The sequence below is a fragment of the Cryobacterium sp. 10C3 genome (genome assembly GCF_034314285.1).
Taxonomy (GTDB): Bacteria; Actinomycetota; Actinomycetes; order Actinomycetales; family Microbacteriaceae; genus Cryobacterium; species Cryobacterium glucosi.
In genome coordinates this window covers 1638936-1657178 of sequence record NZ_JAVIWF010000002.1, presented here as the reverse complement: position 1 = coordinate 1657178, position 18243 = coordinate 1638936, and the positions used below count along the sequence as shown (strand labels likewise).

Sequence of the window (18243 nt, the reverse complement as noted above, 5' to 3'; positions counted from 1 at the left end):
CTGTGGAATCCGAACGCATACCGCCGCTATCCCTCGTCACCGAGCAGACGCTCGATGTGGCTGCGCACGTCCTCGCGGTGTCCTCGCGGTCAGCCGGCGCCGTCGTCACCTTCGTGGGCCAGGTGCGGGATCACGACCCCGACGCCGCAGGCGCCGTGACGGGCCTCGACTACAGCGCCCATCCGGATGCCGGACGTATCCTCACGGAGATCGCCGCGCGGTTCCGGGCCGGGAACCCCGCGGTGGAGCTCGTCGTCAGCCACCGGATCGGCCACCTCGAGGTCGGTGACCTCGCCCTCGTCGCCGCCGTCGCGAGTGCGCACCGCGCCGACGCCTTCCTGGTCTGCGAGCGTCTCGTCGAGGCGGTCAAGGCCGAGGTCCCGATCTGGAAGAAGCAGTACGAAGTCGACGGCACCCACTCCTGGGTCGGCCTGGGCCTGTAGCGTCTCGAGCGTCTCTGGCGTCCTTCCGCGTGAAGCCCGTCGCGCGCGTTCGATCGGGCTTCGCCCGAACCCGGGTTCCGGGGGTGGACCCGGCGCGTACTCCGCCCGGGCGTCCGAGCCCGTCCTGTCCGTCATCTCCGCTGATTCAGTCATCGTCGCGGAGGATCGCGTTCTTGCTGGTGAGGGGGATGGGTTTCTGGTCGGGGTCGAGTCCGGGTGGTGGGGTGAGCCAGTACTGGCCGGTGTCGTCGCGGGTGATGTGCCAGTGTTCGTTGTGGAGCCGTAGGTGGTCGGCCCGGCAGAGCAGGATGCCCTGGTCGAGGTTGGTCTGTCCGGTGTCCTCTTTCCAGTGTTGAATGTGGTGGGTTTCGGTCCAGGAGGGTGGCCGGTCGCAGCCGGGCCACATGCAGCCGCCGTCGCGGAGGGCGAGGGCCGCGCGTTGGGCGACCGCAGTCCCCTCGATGACGCCGGGCTGGAGCGCGGGTGACGCGGTTTCGGGGTTCGCCGCAGCGTGGGCTGTGGGTGACGGGGCCTCGGTTGGCGCGGCATCGGTGGGTGTGGTTCCCGTGGGCGCGAAACCGGTGGGTGTGGTGCTCCTGGGGCGGATGGTGATCATGCGGACGGCGGGGCTGCGGCTTCCGGCGATGCGCTTGGGGTCGGCTTTGACGCCGAGTTTGGTCAGGGCGAGGAATGCGTCCGCGGTGAGCTGTTCGGTGGTGCGCGGGTCGTCCTGCACGCGCTTCGCCCACGCTGCCTGCTCCTTGTCCACAAAGCGGACCCCGCCCCGGCGGGGGCTGGTAATGGCGTCGTAGGTACTCATCAGGTATTCGCCGTCTTCCGGGGCGAACAACCCGACCATGCGCACCTGTCCCGTGTGGAGTCGCCAGAACCGCAACGACCGGTCGTCGTAGTCGGCTTTCTCGCGGGCGGCGATGCCGGCTTCATCGAGCACGTCCCGCACCTGCCGGGCGCGCTTGAACAGTTGGTCAGCGTTCACCGTGCGCGCCTCGGCGAGGAGCCGGGCCAGGGCCGTGGCGAGTTTCTCCGGGGTGATCGCCCGGTCCAGGTCGCCGAGCCCTTTCCGGAGCGAGTCTGCCTTCTCGACGCTCAGCCAGCCCTCGCGCAGGGCCCGGCCGATTGGTGCGTGCCAGGGCGGCACGGCGGCCGCAGGTACTGGCGGGTCGACCGGCGGCAGGTCCAGAGCGGCCCCATCGAGGGGCGGAGTCTCGTCGAGCAGCTTCTTCGCGTCGGCGGCTTCGCGGGCGGCTTTCTCGGCGGCGTCGGTCTCGGCGAGCAGCCGGCCGACCGCGAAGAGTTTGCTCACGTCACCTTTGCTCGACCCGGCCAAGTTCTGCAGCAGGTCTTCCGGAGTCCGGAAGCCTTGCCGGGCCGCGAGGCCCTTCCCGCCGAGTTCGGGCCGGGACCGCCGGGCCAGGGTTGCGGCGAACCACGCCGCCTGGGTGTCCAAGGCCCGCCGGGCTCCCGCGATCAACATGTGCCCCTCGAGCACCGCTTCATCGCTGAGCGTGTCGACAGCTGCAGACGAACCGCCCAGGCCGGTGACGACATCCGCCATCGACCGCAACCCGTCGAGCACGCCGCCCTGCACCGGGTCACCGTGCACCGGGTCACCCTGCCCCCGGTCGCCGTGCGGCTGATCGGGTGAAGCGGGTGACTCGGGAAGGTTGATCATGCCCCCACGTTACGACCGACCACCGAGATTCTTTGAGCATGGCTCAGGTCTGTGGAAACTAGCTCTGATCAGGTACGTGTTGAGGAGATTCCGTCATATTCGCAGCCTGCCGACCTGGCGCAGGTGCTCGACCTCGCCGCGGCGCAGGGCGGCTTCGTCGAGCTCACCTTCCCCGAGGCCGGGCGCTATCCGTTCGTCAGCCACGTCATGTCGGATGCGGAGAAGGGTGCCCGTGGGGTCTTAGCCGCCACACCGTGAATCCGGTCTGAAAACGCCGGGAAGGCGCCCCATGCGGCGTGTCGCACCTCACCGGTGAATTTGTTTCGGCGGTGTTTCGCCGCGGTCCTATTCCGGGGCCTCACCGTTTGATCTGGTGTTTATGTTCCGATCACTTCCCTTCGACGAGAATTGTGCGCATTAAAATGAAGTTAATAAGTTTTAAGACGTGGTAGTTTTTCCCCACCTCGCGTGACCCATTCGGGGGAGGAACTTCGGCTGTCGCGAGCGCGGGCATGCCGCACGACCTTGAACAAGGCAACAGCGAGAGGGTCCGACATGGTCCAACTGAAATCCGGGGTCGGAAGAATTCGTTCCGAGTTGATGGTGTCCAAGGGTTGGCTGCAGGGCGTCGCCCTCGTGATGATCTTCGGCTTCGCGGTGATGGGATTCCTCGCCGTGATGACGTACACCGATTCGATGCCCCAGCCCAAACAGGTCGTGGACGAACGGGGAACGGTCGTCTTCACGGGCGCCGAGATCACTGCCGGCCAGCAGACCTTCGTGCAACGCGGCCTTCAGGAATACGGCTCGATCGTCGGACACGGCGGCTATCTCGGTCCCGACTACACTGCCGACTATCTCCGCCGGTCCTCGACCTTCGTCCTCGACGCCCTCACCGCCTCGGGCGTGCAGGACCCGCACGGAGCACTCGTCACGATGATGCGGACCAACCGGTACGACCCGGCAACGGGAAATCTCGTGTTCACGGACCTGCAGATCAGTGCGTTCGAGTCTGTCCAGAAACACTATGCGGACTTCTTCGGCACTCCGACGACCCAGAACGGGCTGATCCCGAGCGTGATCACCGATCCGGCCGAGATCCACGAGCTCACGGCGTTCTTCGCCTGGACCGCGTGGGGCTCCGCGGCCGAACGGCCGGGGCACAACTACTCGTACACCAACAACTGGCCGGCGGAGAAGCTCGTCGACAACGGGCCCACCGCGGACATCATCGTGTGGAGCGGTCTGTCGCTCATTTCGCTGATGGTCGCCCTCGGCGCGCTGTTCGCCCTCTACGGGCGCTGGAGCAAGCGAATGGGCTGGCAGCACGGAGAAGAGACCCCGCCGCTGTCCTTCAGGCAGCCCGGCGACGTCGCCGTCACCCCCGCCCAGTCTGCGACCGCCTGGTTCTTCTTCGTCGTCGCGTTGATGTTCCTCGCGCAGGCGTTCCTCGGCGCGGCCGTCGAACACTACCGGGTCGATCTGACGAGCTTCTTCGGGATCGACCTCGCCCAGCTGTTGCCGATCAACCTCGCCAGGACCTGGCACGTGCAACTCTCCCTGCTCTGGACAGCAGCCTCGTTCCTCGCGGCAGGGATCTTCCTCGCGCCGTATATCTCGGGTCACGAACCGAAGCGGCAGCACTGGCTCGCATACATCCTCCTGGGAGCCCTCGCCCTGGTCGTCGCCGGTTCCCTGGCGGGAGAAGCCCTCAGCATCTTCGGCGTCACCGCCGCCAAGGACTCGCCGTTCTGGGGGATGCAGTGGGAGTACATCGACCTGCCGAAGTTCTGGCAGGGCCTGCTGACCGTCGGGATGTTCATCTGGATCGCGATCATCTACCGCGGTATCCGGGCCCGGCTGAAGTCTGAACACCGGTTCAACCTGCCGTGGCTGTTCTTCTATTCGGGTCTCTCCATCCCCGCCTTCTACGCCGTCGGCATGCTCGCCGGCAGCGAAGTGACACTGAGCGTCGCCGAATTCTGGCGCTTCTGGGTTGTGCATCTCTGGGTCGAGGACTTCCTCGAACTTTTCACGACCGTCATGGTCGCCTACATCTTCGTGATGCTCGGCGTCGTGCACCGCCGGATCGCGATGCAGATCATCCTGCTCGACGTGATCCTGTACTCCGCGGGCGGAATCCTCGGAACCATGCACCACCTGTACTTCTCGGGAACCCCCGTCGAGCACATGGCGCTGGGTGCGTTCTTCTCCGCACTCGAGGTGATCCCGCTGACGTTCCTCACTGTGGAAGCGTGGAGCTTCCTGCAACTCGGGGCCCGCCAGCAATCCCGAAGCGCCGCCCCGTTCCCACACCGCTGGTCGGTGATGTTCCTCGTGGCCGTCGGCTTCTGGAACTTCCTCGGCGCCGGCGTCTTCGGATTCCTGATCAACCTCCCGATCGTCTCGTACTACGAGATCGGCACCGCCCTGACCGCCAACCATGCCCACGCGTCGATGATGGGCGTCTACGGGATGATGGGCGTGGGACTATCCCTCTTCGCCCTGCGCTACCTGATTCCGGCCAAACGCTGGCCGGACCGGCTCGCCAAGATCTCGTTCTGGTCGCTCAACATCGGCCTGGCCTGGATGACCTTCGCGACGCTCCTGCCGCTCGGTGTGCTGCAGTTGTGGCACTCCGTCAGCGATGGCTACTTCGAGGCCCGCAGCATGAACTTCATCACCGGAACCGGCAACACGGTCCTGGAATGGCTGCGGATGCCCGGCGACCTCGTCTTCATCTTCGGTGGAGTCGTTCCGTTCGTCTGGATCGCCTGGCTGGGCGTGCGGTACCGCATCAAGGGAACCACCCAGGATGTCCCGATGGAGGCCCTCTTCGTGGAGGCGCAGCCCGCCGGGGCGGTCGGCGGCACTTCCGATGCGGGTGTCGATGGCGCGACACCGGAGTCCGGGTACGGGTCGGGCTACCGCAGGCGCGTCGCCGATCAGGACGGTGAGAACCGGCCGGACAGGGGCGCGTGATGGAGGCGGTCAATCCTGACGTCTGGTTCGCTCTCGGCTACGGCGGCTTCCTGCTGCTCGTGGCGCATGTCCTGGACATCCTGGCCCGGCGCACGGCGGCGGCGACGACGAGCGCGCGGTCCGGGGGATTCGAGTACCACGAGGGACACGACGCCTGGACCTGTTCCGAAGACCAGTGGCTTTGGCCGATCTCCTTCGACCCGGAGAATCGGGTGACCCGGTACCGCGCTTCCCCGACCGTCTGCAATCCGTGCCCGGTCAAGGACGACTGCACTCCGTCCCACGCGGGCCGGGAGGTCGTGCGGAACATCGATTCCTGGCCGAGCTCCGAAGCCGAGCGATTCCACAGGGGGATCGCCTGTGCCGTCGTGGTCCTCGGGGTCATCTGGCCGATCGCCGTCATGTTCCAGGGCCGCACCGGCCTCGAACTGCTCATCCTGGGAGTCGTGTCCGCGATCATCGCAGCGGGCAGCTGGCCGCTCTGGTCCCATCTCCGACGCGCTCCCGCGCGCTTCCCCGATCACCTCACGGCGCTCGGACTCGAAGACAACGAGGACCAGCGGGCCGCCATCTCGGCGAACGAACTCGCCAGGCGGAGCGGCTACGGCAGCATCCGCAAGACGGGACCGCGCACGGTCCCCGGAAAGGAAGCCCGATGACCGGAATACTCGTGACGGCCGGCGTCATCCTCCTGATCGTCGTGGTTTGGTTGACCGTCGCGTTCACGGTCCTGCAGGAGTACGAGCGGGGGGTCGCCTTCCGGTTCGGCCGCCTTCGGCAGCTCCGCGAACCCGGAGTGCAGATGGTCTTTCCGGGCATCGACACGATGGTCAGGGTGGACCTGCGTATCGTCACCCTCACGATTCCGCCGCAGGACGTCATCACCAAGGACAACGTGCCCGCGCGGGTCAATGCCGTCGTGCTCTTCCAGGTCACCGACCCGCTGCGGTCCGTGATGGCGGTTGAGAACCACGCGGTGGCGACCTCTCAGATGGCCCAGACGACCCTGCGCTCCGTCGTCGGGCGAGCGGACCTCGACACCCTGCTCGCGCATCGGGCCGACCTGAACGAGGATCTGGCCAGGAGTATCAATGCGCAGACAGAGCAGTGGGGAGTCCAGGTCAAGGTCGTCGAGATCAAGGACGTCGAGATTCCCCAGGCCATGCAGCGCGCCATGGCGCGCGAGGCCGAAGCCGAGCGGGAGAGGCGGGCGAAGATCATCAATGCCCACGGCGAACTGCAGGCCTCGGAAGAGCTCGGCCAGGCCGCGGAGATCCTCAGCCGCAATCCGGCGTCGCTCCAGCTGCGCTACCTGCAGACCCTGCTCGAGCTCGGCGCGGACCACAACTCGACCGTGGTCTTCCCGCTGCCGATGGACATCATCGGGCCGTTCCTGAAGAAAGTACCGCAGTGGCTCGACCCAACCGAGCCCGGCCGTCCCGGCCAGACTCACGGAGAGAAAACGGATGTGACCGACCATGGCTGACACAGTGCACGCGGAGCGGGGCACGCATGTGCCGACGATCGGTTCGGCTCACGACCGGGGTGTCAGCATCCGCCTGATGCTGATCGGGGTGCTCGTCGGGCTGTTCGGTCCCATCGGCGGCTTCCTCGGCGGCACGATCGTCAACGCCGACCACACTATCGCCGGCCTCGAACCACTGTTCGTCTGGCTCTTCCTCGGCATGACCGTCGGTGGGATCGGCGTCACGGTCGGCATCATCGGCGCCTTGCGCTGGGTTCGCGGCAACCACCACCTCGAATAGCGCTCCGAACCAATTCGACGGAGTTCTTGCCGTTCGGGTCGCCTCACCCGCCCAGGTGCCGAAAACCCCAAGAGTCCGTCGACTGGGTCAGGAAACCGGGACGGTGGCGACCGGCCGGTACGCGCAGCTCGGATCCTCGGCGAGAGGATCGCCGGTGACTGCGTACGCGTGCGAGCGGGAGCCGCCGCAGACCGTGCGGAACTCGCACGCTCCGCACCGGCCGCCGAATGAATCCGGGGTGCGCAGCTCCTGGAGTAGCCGCGCCTCCCGGTAGATCTCGGGGAACGACTGCTCACGCACCGAACCGACGGACACGGGCAGGAACCCGCTCGGGTAGACCGCGCCGACGTGGTCGACGAAGGCGAAGCCGCGGCCGGAGTTGACATCGATCGGGGCGCGCGGCGCGCGGCGCCTGGGCTCGTCCCCGGTCAGCAGTTCCGCGGTGTCGCACCGCAACCGGGCGCGCAGCGGGCCGACGGGGAACGCCGCATCGAGATCGGCGACACCGGCGCGCTGGATTGCGATCCGGCGGTAGTGCGGCGCCTCCGTCGTCTTGATCGCGACGAGTTCGGAGACATCGTGCAGCCAGTGCAGCACCTCTTCGGCCTCGGTGGAGGTGAGCGCGTTGAGAAGCTTGCCGCGCCCGGTCGGGACGAGGAAGAACACGCTCCACAGCGTCGTGCCGAGCTCGAGGACCGTCTTCAGGATGGCGGGCAGCTCGTGGACGGTGTCGCGGGTGACGGTCGTGTTGATCTGCAGCCGGCAGCCGACGTCGCGCACCATCCGTGCGGCGACCATCGTGTCGTCGAAGACCCCGTCGACACCGCGGAAGGCATCATGGGTCGCCGCGGATGCCCCGTCGAGGGAGAGCGACACCGCCTTCGCTCCGGCGTCGTGCAGCTCGACAAGGACCTCCCGGGTGAGGCGTGGGGTGACGGAGGGCGAGAGGGCCATGCTGAGGCCCAGGCCCGTTCCGTGGGCCACGAGTTCGGGGAGGTCGGGGCGTTCGAAGGGGTCGCCGCCGGTGAGGACGACGAGCGGGCGGGGCGTGCCGAACGACGCGAGATCGTCCAGGAGCTTCCGGCCCTGGTCGGTGGTCAGCTCGAAGGGATTGCGGGTGCGAATGGCGTCCGCACGGCAATGCGTGCAGACGAGCTGGCAGGCCCGCGTCACCTCCCAGATCACGATGAAGGGACGCTCGCCGGCATCGTGGTGCAGGTGTCGAACGGCGCGCATTGCGGTGTCAGTCACGTGATCCTGGTCCGGTACAGCTCGAATGCGCACCTCAGTTGTTTTTACCACACTTATAGGGAAAACTAGGGGTGTGCCTGCCTCCGACCTCGATGCCCGTACCCACCGCGCCCTCTCCGGCGTGAGCCGGGTCGCCGTCCTCGACGTGCTGCGCACCCACCGGATGCCGCTGGACGTTCCCGCACTCGCGGCGGCGGTCGGCCTGCACCCCAACACCGTTCGCTCGCACCTCGAACGGCTCCTCGAGGTCGGCCTCGTGACCGAGACGGTCGAGGCGCGGACGCGACCTGGCCGTCCCCGCCTGCTCTACGCCGCTGTACCGCCCGAGGCGGAACCCGCCGGGCCCGGTTCCGCCGGGCCGGCAGAATCCGGGACCTCCGAGGACTCCTACCGACTCCTCGCGGGCCTCCTCGCGGACAGCCTTGCCGCAGGAGCCCCCGACGCGCGCCCCGGCAATGAAAAGGCCGGCGACGCCGGGCGACGCTGGTCGGAACAGTTCGTGCCCGCCGACGAGCCAGCTGCCGGTCCGGTTGATCCCGCTGGAGCGATCGACCGGGTGGTCGAGATCCTCGACGGCGTTGGTTTCGCCCCCGCCCTGTCGGAGGACCGCACCGCGATCGAGCTGCATCACTGTCCGTTCCTGGACGTCGCGAAAGACCACAGCGCCATCGTGTGCTCCGTGCACCGCGGACTGATGCAGGGTGCACTGGACCGGATGCACGCGCCCACCATCGGCATCCGCCTCGAGCCGTTCGTGCGCCGGGGGTATGCGTCGCACATGTGCGCTACTCCTCAAACCCGGCACAACATGGCGGCTTCCTGACAAAGAGCGGATAGTAGACCCATGTCTTCGAGCCCACCGTCGAGCTACCGCACGCTCGCGTCGTTCAGCAGAATCAAACTGCTGTACTTTCTGCAACAGCGCGGGACGATGACGGTCGGCGACCTCGCCGAGGCGACCGGGCTGCACCACAACACGACACGCGAACACCTGCAACGCCTGATCAATGACGGATTCGTCACCTGTGAACCCGAAGAGCGCGACGTCAAGGGCCGGCCGCGGATGCTCTACAGTGCGGCTGCCGGCGTCGACCATCGGGAGGGCTCGATCCGGGTCGCGAAGATCGAGGCCGCCGAACGGCGCGGCGACCTGGTCCGGCGGATGCTGCCGGTCAGCGCCGCGATCGACTCGCCCTTGCAGCGGCAACTGGACGCCCTCGACGACCACCTCGACCAGACCGGGTTCGACGGGCGGATCGACGCGGACGGGCGTCACGTCAGGCTGCACGATTGTCCGTACAGCGAGATGGTCAAGGAACACCCGGAGGTCTGCCGCGTGCACCTCGGCCTGCTCCAGGGGATCCTGCAGCAGACCGGGGTCCGCTGACGGCCGACGCGCTGCATCCGCTCGACAAGCCGGACTCCTGCACACTGGACCTCCGGCACTCCGACGAGGGTGCTGAGTGTGAGGAATCCGAGGGGGCCGATGCCGGGCCCGTCCGGGTGCCCACCGAGACCGACGTGGTTATTATTCACGGCGTTTTCCGCTTGTAGCCCGTTCGGGTGCCCGTGAGACTCGGATGCGAGGGTGGTTGCTGAATCGGCAATGCCCGGCACCGCAAGGGGTATGTCGTGAAAACTCTCAAGAACTCGAGCTTCTCGAAGCGCAAAGCCGGCCAGCCCGGCACCAAACCGGGCATCGACGGCCCGATCGCGGACAGCATCCTGAACCTCGGCCGTTTCCTTCGCAGGGGCGAGACCTCGCCGGACCTGCGCTCCCTGTTCCTCGAAGGCGGCAGGGACGCCGACAGCTTCTATCGCGACCGCTGGACCCACGACAAGGAGGTGCGGTCCACCCACGGCGTGAACTGCACCGGCTCCTGTTCGTGGAAGGTGTACGTCAAGGACGGCATCATCACCTGGGAGACCCAGCAGACCGACTACCCCTCCGTCGGCCCTGACTCGCCGGAGTACGAACCCCGCGGCTGCCCCCGTGGCGCAGCATTCAGCTGGTACACCTACTCGCCGACCCGGGTGCGGTACCCCTACGTGCGCGGCGTGCTGCTCAACCTCTACCGTGAGTCGAAGGCACGCCTCGGCGACCCGGTGCTCGCCTGGGCCGACGTCACCGGCAACCCCGAGTCTGCCAAGGCCTACAAGAGCGCTCGCGGCAAGGGCGGCCTGGTGCGCGCGAGCTGGGACGAGGCCGCGGAAATCGTCGCCGCCGCCCACGTGCACACCATCAAGACCTACGGGCCGGACCGGATCGCCGGTTTCTCGCCGATCCCGGCGATGTCGATCGTCTCGCAGGGAGTCGGCAACCGCTTCATCTCCATGCTCGGCGGCACGATGCTGTCCTTCTACGACTGGTACGCCGACCTCCCCGTCGCGAGCCCGCAGGTTTTCGGCGACCAGACCGACGTCCCGGAATCCGCCGACTGGTGGAACTCGTCCTACCTGATCATGTGGGGCTCGAACGTGCCGGTCACCCGCACCCCCGACGCCCACTTCATGGTCGAGGCCCGGTACCGCGGACAGAAGGTCATCACGGTCTCTCCCGACTACGCCGACAACTCCAAGTTCGCCGACGAATGGCTCGCCGTTCACCCCGGCACCGACGGCGCCCTTGCGATCGCGATGGGCCACGTCGTTCTCAAGGAGTTCCTCGTCGACCGGCGGACCCCGCGTTTCGTCGACTACATGAAGCGCTACAGCGACTCCGCCTACCTGATCACGCTCACGAAACGCGGCGACGCCTGGGTGCCCGGCAAGTTCATGACGGCGGATGCCCTCCCCGACACCGAGCCGACGGTCGCGAGCGCGGCGTTCAAGCCGATCCTCCTCGACCAGGACGGCCGCACCGTCATCCCGAACGGATCGATCGGACACCGCTTCTCCGAGACCGACGTCGGCAAGTGGAACCTCGACCTCGAGGGCGTCGACCCGCTGCTCTCGATCATGGACGCGCCGGACTACGACGGCGCATCCGCTTCGGTCGACCTGCCGCGCTTCGACGTGTCGCCGACGACAGACGACGCGGGGGAGCAGCAGGCCGGCGGCGCCGGTATCATCCGCCGCGGCGTGCCCGTGCGGCGCGTCGCCGGCGAACTCGTGACGACCGTCTTCGACCTCCTCCTCGCCCAGTACGGCGTCGGTCGCGACGGGCTGCCGGGCATCTGGCCAACGGGCTACGACGATGCGTCCTCGCCCGGCACCCCTGCCTGGCAGGAGGCCATCACCTCGGTGCCGATGCAGGCTGCTGAACGCATCGGCCGCGAATTCGCGCAGAACGCCGAGGAATCGGGCGGTCGCTCGATGATCCTGATGGGGGCAGGCACGAACCACTGGTTCCATTCCGACACGATCTACCGGGCCTTCCTCGCCCTCACGACGATGACCGGCTGCCAGGGCGTCAACGGCGGCGGCTGGGCCCACTACGTCGGGCAGGAAAAGGTCCGCCCGCTCACCGGCTACGGACAATACGCCTTCGGCCTCGACTGGGTGCGCCCTCCCCGCCAGATGATCGGCACCGGCTTCTTCTACCTCGCGACCGACCAGTGGCGCTACGACGGGCTGTCCGCCGACACCCTCTCGAGCCCGCTCGGAGTCGGTACCTTTGCCGGCCGCACCACCGCGGACTGCCTTGTCGAATCGACGAAGCGCGGCTGGATGCCGAGCTACCCGACGTTCAACCGGAATTCGCTCGACCTCGTCGACGACGCCGTCGCCGCCGGGGTCGACCCGGCCCAGTACGTGGTCGAGTCGCTGGAGGACGGCAGCCTCGCGTACTCGGTCGAGGACCCCGACGCACCGGAGAACTTCCCTCGCGTGATGGTCGTCTGGCGGGCGAACGTACTCGGCTCTTCCGGCAAAGGCAACGAATACTTCCTCAAGCACCTGCTCGGCACCACGAGTGCCGTGCGCGCGCCCGAATCCCCGCCGGAGAAGCGCCCGAAGACGATGAAGTGGCACGAGTCCGCTCCGGAGGGAAAGCTCGACCTCCTCGTGACGAGCGACTTCCGGATGACCTCGACGACCGTCTTCAGCGATGTGGTCCTGCCGCCGGCCACCTGGTACGAGAAGAACGACCTGTCGACGACGGACATGCATCCGTTCATCCACTCGTTCAACCCCGCGATCACGCCGCCGTGGCAGGCGAAGACCGACTTCGACATCTTCCACATCCTCGCGAAGAAGATCTCCGAGCTCTCGGTCGACCACCTCGGCGTGCGCCGGGACATCGTCGCCGTGCCCCTGACGCACGACACCCCCGATGCGATGGCGACCCCGCACGGAACCGTGCAGTACGGCCAGCCGCTCGTGCCCGGCATCACGATGCCCAAGCTCGTCGTCGTCGAGCGCGACTACCCGGGCTTCGCAGACAAGCTCGGCGCACTCGGCCCGCTCACCGCGAAACTGGGCATGGTCACGAAGGGCGTCAAGTTCAATCCCGATGTCGAGGTCGAGTACCTCGGCCGGAAGAACGGTCTCGTCGAGAGCGGCCCCGCTGCCGGCCGGCCGCGCCTCACGACCGCGATCCACGCCTGCGAGATGGTGCTGGCCCTCTCCGGCACCACGAACGGCCGTCTCGGCACCCAGGGCTTCCGGCAGCTCGAGGAGCGCACGGGCATGAAGCTCGCCCACCTCGCGAGCGACAACGAGGGCAGGCGCTTCTCATACCCGGATGTCCAGGGCGCGCCCGTCCCCGTCCTCACCTCCCCGGAGTGGTCCGGCAGCGAGCACGGCGGTCGCAGGTACAGCGCATTCACGATCAACGTCGAGCACCTCAAACCGTGGCACACGCTGACCGGGCGGCAACACTTCTACCTCGACCACGACTGGATGATCGAGCTCGGGGAGCAGCTGCCGATCTTCAGGCCGCCGCTCGACATGCACCGCCTGTTTGACGACTCGATCGTCGGTTCCACGGCGGCGACCGGTTCGACGGGGTCGAAGGGCCGCGCGGAGGTCGCCGTGCGCTACCTGACGCCGCACTCGAAGTGGTCGATCCACTCCGAATACCAGGACAACCTGATGATGCTCTCGCTGTCCCGCGGCGGGCCGACGATCTGGATGTCACCGCAGGACGCCGACAAGATCGGCGTGCGCGACAACGAATGGATCGAGTCGTACAACCGCAACGGCGTCGTCGTCGCACGGGCCATCGTCTCGCACCGGATGCCGGAGGGCACCGTGTACATGTACCACGCGAAGGACCGCACGATCAACGTACCGATCGCCGAGACGAGCGGCATGCGCGGCGGAACCAACAACTCGCTGACCCGGATCCTGCTCAAGCCCAGCCACCTGATCGGCGGCTACGCCCAGCTGTCCTTCGCCTTCAACTACCTCGGCCCGACCGGGAACCAACGCGACGAGGTCACCGTGATCCGTCGACGCAGCCAGGAGGTTGAGTACTAAATGCGCGTAATGGCCCAAATGTCGATGATCATGAATCTCGACAAGTGCATCGGCTGCCACACCTGCTCCGTGACCTGCAAGCAGGTATGGACCAACCGCACCGGCGTCGAATACGTCTGGTTCAACAACGTCGAGACGCGGCCAGGCCTCGGTTACCCGAAGCGGTACGAGGACCAGGAGAAGTGGAACGGCGGCTGGGTGCGCAACAAGCGCGGACGCCTGAAACTGCGCTCCGGCGGCCGGCTCAAGCGGCTCGCCACGATCTTCAACAACCCCGACCTGCCCGTCATCGACGACTACTACGAGCCGTGGACCTACGACTACGACATGCTCACCAAAGCTCCGCTCAGCACCGAGAGTCCCGTCGCCCGACCCAAATCCCTACTGACCGGCAAGAACATGGACATCAAGTGGTCAGGCAACTGGGACGACGACCTCGGTGGTTCCCAGGAGACCGCGGCGGAGGACCCCATCCTCGCGACGATGAGCGAGCACGTGAAGATGGAGTTCGAGAACACCTTCATGTTCTACCTGCCACGGATCTGTGAGCACTGCCTGAACCCGGCCTGCGTCGCGGCGTGCCCATCCGGTGCGATGTACAAGCGCGAGGAGGACGGCATCGTCCTCGTCGACGAGGATGCCTGCCGCGGCTGGCGGATGTGCGTCTCGGCCTGCCCATACAAGAAGGTCTACTTCAACCACAAGACCGGCAAGGCGGAGAAGTGCACCCTCTGCTATCCGCTGATCGAACAGGGCAAGCCGACCATCTGCTCGGAGACCTGCGTCGGTCGACTGCGCTACCTGGGCCTGATGCTCTACGACGCCGACGCCGTGCTCGCCGCCGCCGCGATCGAGAACGACCAGGACCTGCTCGAGGCCCAGCGCGGGGTGTTCCTCGACCCGTTCGACCCCGAGGTCATCGCCGCGGCGAAGGCGGAGGGCATGGAGGACGACTGGATCCTCGCCGCGCAGAACAGCCCGATCTACAAGCTCATCTCCGAGTACAAGGTCGCCCTGCCGCTGCACCCCGAGTATCGAACGATGCCGATGGTCTGGTACATCCCGCCGCTGTCCCCGGTCGTCGACGTCATCTCGACGACGAACAACGACGGTGAGGACGCCCGCACCCTGTTCGCCGCAATCGACAAGCTGCGCATCCCCGTCGAATACCTCGCCGGGCTGTTCTCGGCCGGAGATGTCGTCCCGGTCGAATCCTCGCTGCGGAAGCTCGCCGCGATGCGTTCGTACATGCGCGACATCAACCTCGGCCGGGACCGCGACGAGTCCATCCCCGAGGCCGTCGGCATGACCGGCACCGAGATCGAAGCAATGTACCGCCTCCTCGCGATCGCCAAGTACGAGGACCGTTACGTGATCCCGAAGGCGCACGTCGAGACGGCGCGCGAGCTCGAGGAGCTCGCGTGCTCGCTCGACACCGACGGCGGACCCGGCATGGGCGGCCCGACGTCGACCGCCGCAGGGCCCTATGGCAAGACACCGGGAATGCCGTTCAACGCGACGGTCGACAACTACAACGAGATGATCGGCAAGGGCGGGGAGAAGACCAAGCCGACAACGCCCGGCCGGCTCAACCTGTTGAATTGGAACGGCTCGGGGGCGCCGAAGGGCCTGTTCCCGCCGATCCCGCCGATCATTCCGCCCGTCGCCGACACCGGGAGCCCCGCATGAGGCTCCCGAAGCTTCCGCCGCGCACCGTCAGGGCGATTCCGCTCAGTGCGGAGGACGGTGCCATCGCGCACATGGCGGCGTCGATCCTGCTCGATTATCCGACCATCGAACGCCGGGCGCGGTTTGCGGTCGTCGCCGAATCGGTCACGCTGCTGCCCGACCCGCTTCGGCACGCCTTCGAGGCGTTCCTTGGCGCTGCCGGCACCATGGACCAGCAGCAGCTCGAGGTGCACTTCACGGCCACGTTCGACCTCAAACGCAAGTGCTGCCCGTACCTCTCGTACTACGCCGCCGGCGACACCCGTCGCCGGGGCATGGCGCTGGTGCGCTTCGTCGAGGCGTATCGCGCGGCCGGCTGGGAGGTCGCGGCGGACGAACTGCCCGACTACCTTCCGATGGTGCTCGAATTCTCGGCGCTCAGCGATTCGCCCATCGCACAGGAGCTGCTCGCGGCACACCGCGACGGGATCGAGGTGCTCCGCACCGCACTCGAGACCATCGAGAGCCCGTACGCGCACGTCGTCGAAGCGGTCTCCCTCTCACTCCCGAGCATCGATGAGGAAACCCGCGAACGCTACCTGAACCTCGTGAACGAGGGCCCGCCGACGGAGACGGTCGGCATGACCTTCCTCGGCAATCTCAAACCATTTTCGCCGTCCGGCATCGCGAGTGAGGAACTCAGGGTATGAATCCGATCGACTTTCTACTGTGGGTGGCGTTCCCGTACGCGGCCATGGCCGTGTTCGTGGTCGGCCACATCTTCCGGTACCGGCACGACCAGTTCGGCTGGACTTCCCGGTCGAGCCAGGTCTACGAGAACCGGCTGCTTCGCTGGGGATCACCGATGTTCCACTACGGCATCCTGATGGTTCTCGGCGGCCACGTCGTCGGGCTCCTGGTTCCCAAGGAATGGCTCGAATTCGTCGGCGTCTCCAATGAGATCTACCACGTCGGCGCGACCTGGCTCGGCAGTATCGCGGCCGTCCTCACCCTCGCCGGGCTTGCGATCCTGATCTACCGGCGGCGGCTGAACACCCGGGTGCTGCTCGCCACAACGGTGATGGACAAGGTCATGTACCTGCTCCTCGGGGCGACCCTGCTGTTCGGGACCACCGCCACCGTGCTGTTTCAGGTGCTCGGTGCCGGCTACGACTACCGCGGAACCATCTCACCGTGGGTGCGCGGGCTGCTCTCGGCCCAGCCGGACCCGTCGCTGATGGCTCATGTGCCGTTCTTCTTCCAGCTGCACGTACTGACCGCGACCCTGCTGTTCCTGCTCTGGCCGTTCACCAGGCTCGTGCACGTGTTCTCGGCCCCGATCGGCTACATCGTGAGACCGTACATCGTCTACAGGTCGCGCGACTCTCACCGGGGATCCGGCGCGCGCAAGGCCCGCCGCGGCTGGGAGAAGAGCGTACTGCCGGCATCCGCCAGGGATAGGGACGACGCTCGCCGCTAGTCGGACCCGCCTCACTTCGCTCCAGAGAAGCGCCCGCACGACACCGAATCGTGCGGGCGCTTCGTCGTCCCCGCTGGTCTTCGCTCATCCCCGTGTTAACTCAGGAAGACCGGGCGGGCGCGACGAAGGCCCCCGCTCCAGAGAGCGGCGGCCTTCGTCGCGGTGGTGCCAGGTGGTGCGCTGAGCCGGCGGCCGGGTGGTGCCGGTCAGCTCGGGTACGGAGCGCCGGGACGTGCGTAGTAGTGCCACGCGAGCCAGGTGCAGAAGACGCAGAAGACCGCGCAGCCGACGAAGAACGCGGTGGGACTGATCGCCGTGAGCGCGATGCCTACGATGAACGGGCCGAATGCCGCGATGGCGCTCGTCCAGGCGATCGCCCCGCCGGCCTGCCGCTTGGGGAAGATCATCGGCATCTGCTTGAACGTGCCGGCGTTCGCAAATCCCGCGAAGGTGAAGATGATGAGCATCCCGGTGAGGAAGCCCCAGAAGTCGGACACGCTGCTCGGGCTGAGGAAGAACGCGGTGACCACGGTGCCGACGGTCATACCGATACCCCCGATCAGGGTGAAGATCGCGCCGCCCCACCTGTCGCAGAACGGACCGCTGGCCGCGCGCACGAGGGCGCCGACGACGGGGCCGATGAAGGCGAAGGCGAGCGGATTCGGGGCATCGGGAAAGTGCCCGTAGACGTTCAGGATGATCAGGCCCATCTGTGCAGCGAGGCCGCTGTACGCACCGAAACTCATCAGGTAGATGGCCGTCATGATCCAGGTGTGCTTGATCCTGAAGATGTCCATCTGCTGGCGGAAGTTCGCCGTGACCGGGACCCGGCGCAGATAGACGATCGCGAGGACGACGGCGAGGAGTGCCCAGGGGATCAGGACGAGGCCGCCGTTGTGCAGCCAGACCAGGTCGCCCTTGGCGCTGCTCTGAGGGGTGAGCGCCGCGGTGCCGAGCAGGCCGAAGCCGACGACCCACGGCAGCAGCAGCTGCATGAGGCCGATCCCGAAGTTACCGATGCCCGCCTGAAGTCCGAGCGCGGTGCCGGCGAGGCGCTTGGGGAAGAAGTAGCTGGTCGAGGCCATGAATCCGGAAAACGTCCCTCCGCCGATGCCGGCGGAGAAGGCGAGCGCGAGCAGCACCCAGTATGGGGTCGCAGTGTCGCGGGCCGCGAGCGTCCAACCGAGCATCGGCAGGACGAGGAGGGCGGACGACATGGCCACGAGGGACCGGGTGCCCATGATCGGCGGCAGGAACATGAAGACGAGTCGCAGCAATCCGCCGGCGAGTCCGGGGATGGCCACAAGCCAGTAGAGCTGGCCGGGCGCGAGGGAATAGCCGATGTCGTTCAGACGTGGGGCGATCGCGCTCACGAGGTACCAGGCCGCAAAGGCAAGCGTCAGGCTGAAGGTCGTGATCCACAGGGTGCGCCACGCGAGCTTGGGATCCCAGGTTTCTTCATTCTCCGGATCCCAGTTGGAGAGGTCTGGTTTGAGCTTCGACGAGACGAGTGCGGAAGGGACTGACATGTGCTTCCTC

At 66.9% G+C, this 18243-nt stretch carries 15 protein-coding genes; 12 read left to right on the top strand and 3 right to left on the bottom strand.

The features are described from left to right. Positions 1-2: 2 nt before the first annotated feature. Positions 3-443: a molybdenum cofactor biosynthesis protein MoaE gene (locus RGU41_RS08640; protein ID WP_241975370.1), complete on the top strand. Its 441-nt coding sequence runs from the start codon at positions 3-5 to the stop codon at positions 441-443. Between the two features lie 145 nt (positions 444-588). Here the strand turns inward: RGU41_RS08640 and RGU41_RS08635 are convergent, their stop codons facing one another. Next, positions 589-2136, bottom strand: coding sequence for an HNH endonuclease signature motif containing protein (locus tag RGU41_RS08635; protein WP_322136016.1), 1548 nt, complete (start codon positions 2134-2136; stop codon positions 589-591). A 51-nt stretch (positions 2137-2187) separates the two neighbouring features. On the opposite strand from RGU41_RS08635, the gene RGU41_RS08630 reads away from it, so the two are divergent. The 5 genes from RGU41_RS08630 (at position 2188) to RGU41_RS08610 (ending at position 6884) form a co-directional block, all read left to right on the top strand. Then, positions 2188-2394, top strand: coding sequence for a hypothetical protein (locus RGU41_RS08630; protein WP_134448892.1), 207 nt, complete (start codon positions 2188-2190; stop codon positions 2392-2394). Between the two features lie 297 nt (positions 2395-2691). Beyond that, positions 2692-5118: a nitric-oxide reductase large subunit gene (locus RGU41_RS08625; RefSeq protein ID WP_134560190.1), complete on the top strand. Its 2427-nt coding sequence runs from the start codon at positions 2692-2694 to the stop codon at positions 5116-5118. Continuing rightward, entirely contained in the window at positions 5118-5777 is a 660-nt protein-coding gene (locus RGU41_RS08620) for a hypothetical protein (protein WP_322136015.1), read from the top strand. The genes RGU41_RS08625 and RGU41_RS08620 overlap by 1 nt, the downstream gene beginning before the upstream one ends. Further along, positions 5774-6604 carry a slipin family protein gene (locus RGU41_RS08615; protein ID WP_322136014.1) on the top strand — a complete coding sequence of 277 codons (831 nt, stop codon included), beginning with the start codon at positions 5774-5776 and terminating at the stop codon, positions 6602-6604. The genes RGU41_RS08620 and RGU41_RS08615 overlap by 4 nt, the downstream gene beginning before the upstream one ends. Then, complete coding sequence (locus RGU41_RS08610; RefSeq protein WP_322136013.1) at positions 6597-6884, top strand: hypothetical protein; 288 nt, start codon at positions 6597-6599, stop codon at positions 6882-6884. Before RGU41_RS08615 ends, RGU41_RS08610 begins: the two co-directional genes overlap by 8 nt. Before the next feature lie 87 nt (positions 6885-6971). Here RGU41_RS08610 and RGU41_RS08605 read toward each other — a convergent pair whose 3' ends face one another. Beyond that, positions 6972-8135, bottom strand: a complete 1164-nt coding sequence (locus RGU41_RS08605) for a TIGR04053 family radical SAM/SPASM domain-containing protein (protein ID WP_241975458.1) — start codon at positions 8133-8135, stop codon at positions 6972-6974. A gap of 73 nt (positions 8136-8208) precedes the next feature. Between RGU41_RS08605 and RGU41_RS08600 the strand changes: the two genes are divergently transcribed. From RGU41_RS08600 to narI, 6 genes are all read left to right on the top strand, one after another. Continuing rightward, the gene (locus tag RGU41_RS08600) at positions 8209-8958 is read left to right on the top strand and encodes a helix-turn-helix transcriptional regulator (protein WP_322136012.1); all 750 of its coding nucleotides are present in this window, start codon (positions 8209-8211) and stop codon (positions 8956-8958) included. A gap of 21 nt (positions 8959-8979) precedes the next feature. Further along, the gene (locus RGU41_RS08595; RefSeq protein WP_322136011.1) at positions 8980-9522 is read left to right on the top strand and encodes a helix-turn-helix transcriptional regulator; all 543 of its coding nucleotides are present in this window, start codon (positions 8980-8982) and stop codon (positions 9520-9522) included. A gap of 245 nt (positions 9523-9767) precedes the next feature. Continuing rightward, positions 9768-13556 carry a nitrate reductase subunit alpha gene (locus RGU41_RS08590; RefSeq protein WP_416172937.1) on the top strand — a complete coding sequence of 1263 codons (3789 nt, stop codon included), beginning with the start codon at positions 9768-9770 and terminating at the stop codon, positions 13554-13556. Further along, entirely contained in the window at positions 13557-15245 is a 1689-nt protein-coding gene (gene narH / locus RGU41_RS08585; protein ID WP_134448900.1) for a nitrate reductase subunit beta, read from the top strand. It begins immediately after the preceding gene. After that, a complete protein-coding gene (narJ, locus tag RGU41_RS08580; protein WP_322136010.1) occupies positions 15242-15934 on the top strand; it encodes a nitrate reductase molybdenum cofactor assembly chaperone in 693 nt (230 codons plus the stop codon). The genes narH and narJ overlap by 4 nt, the downstream gene beginning before the upstream one ends. Beyond that, positions 15931-16704: a respiratory nitrate reductase subunit gamma gene (gene narI / locus RGU41_RS08575; protein ID WP_134448902.1), complete on the top strand. Its 774-nt coding sequence runs from the start codon at positions 15931-15933 to the stop codon at positions 16702-16704. Before narJ ends, narI begins: the two co-directional genes overlap by 4 nt. A gap of 206 nt (positions 16705-16910) precedes the next feature. On the opposite strand, the gene RGU41_RS08570 is transcribed toward narI, so the two are convergent. Further along, on the bottom strand, positions 16911-18233 hold the full coding sequence (locus RGU41_RS08570) for an MFS transporter (RefSeq protein WP_134448903.1): 1323 nt from the start codon (positions 18231-18233) through the stop codon (positions 16911-16913). Positions 18234-18243 lie beyond the last annotated feature (10 nt).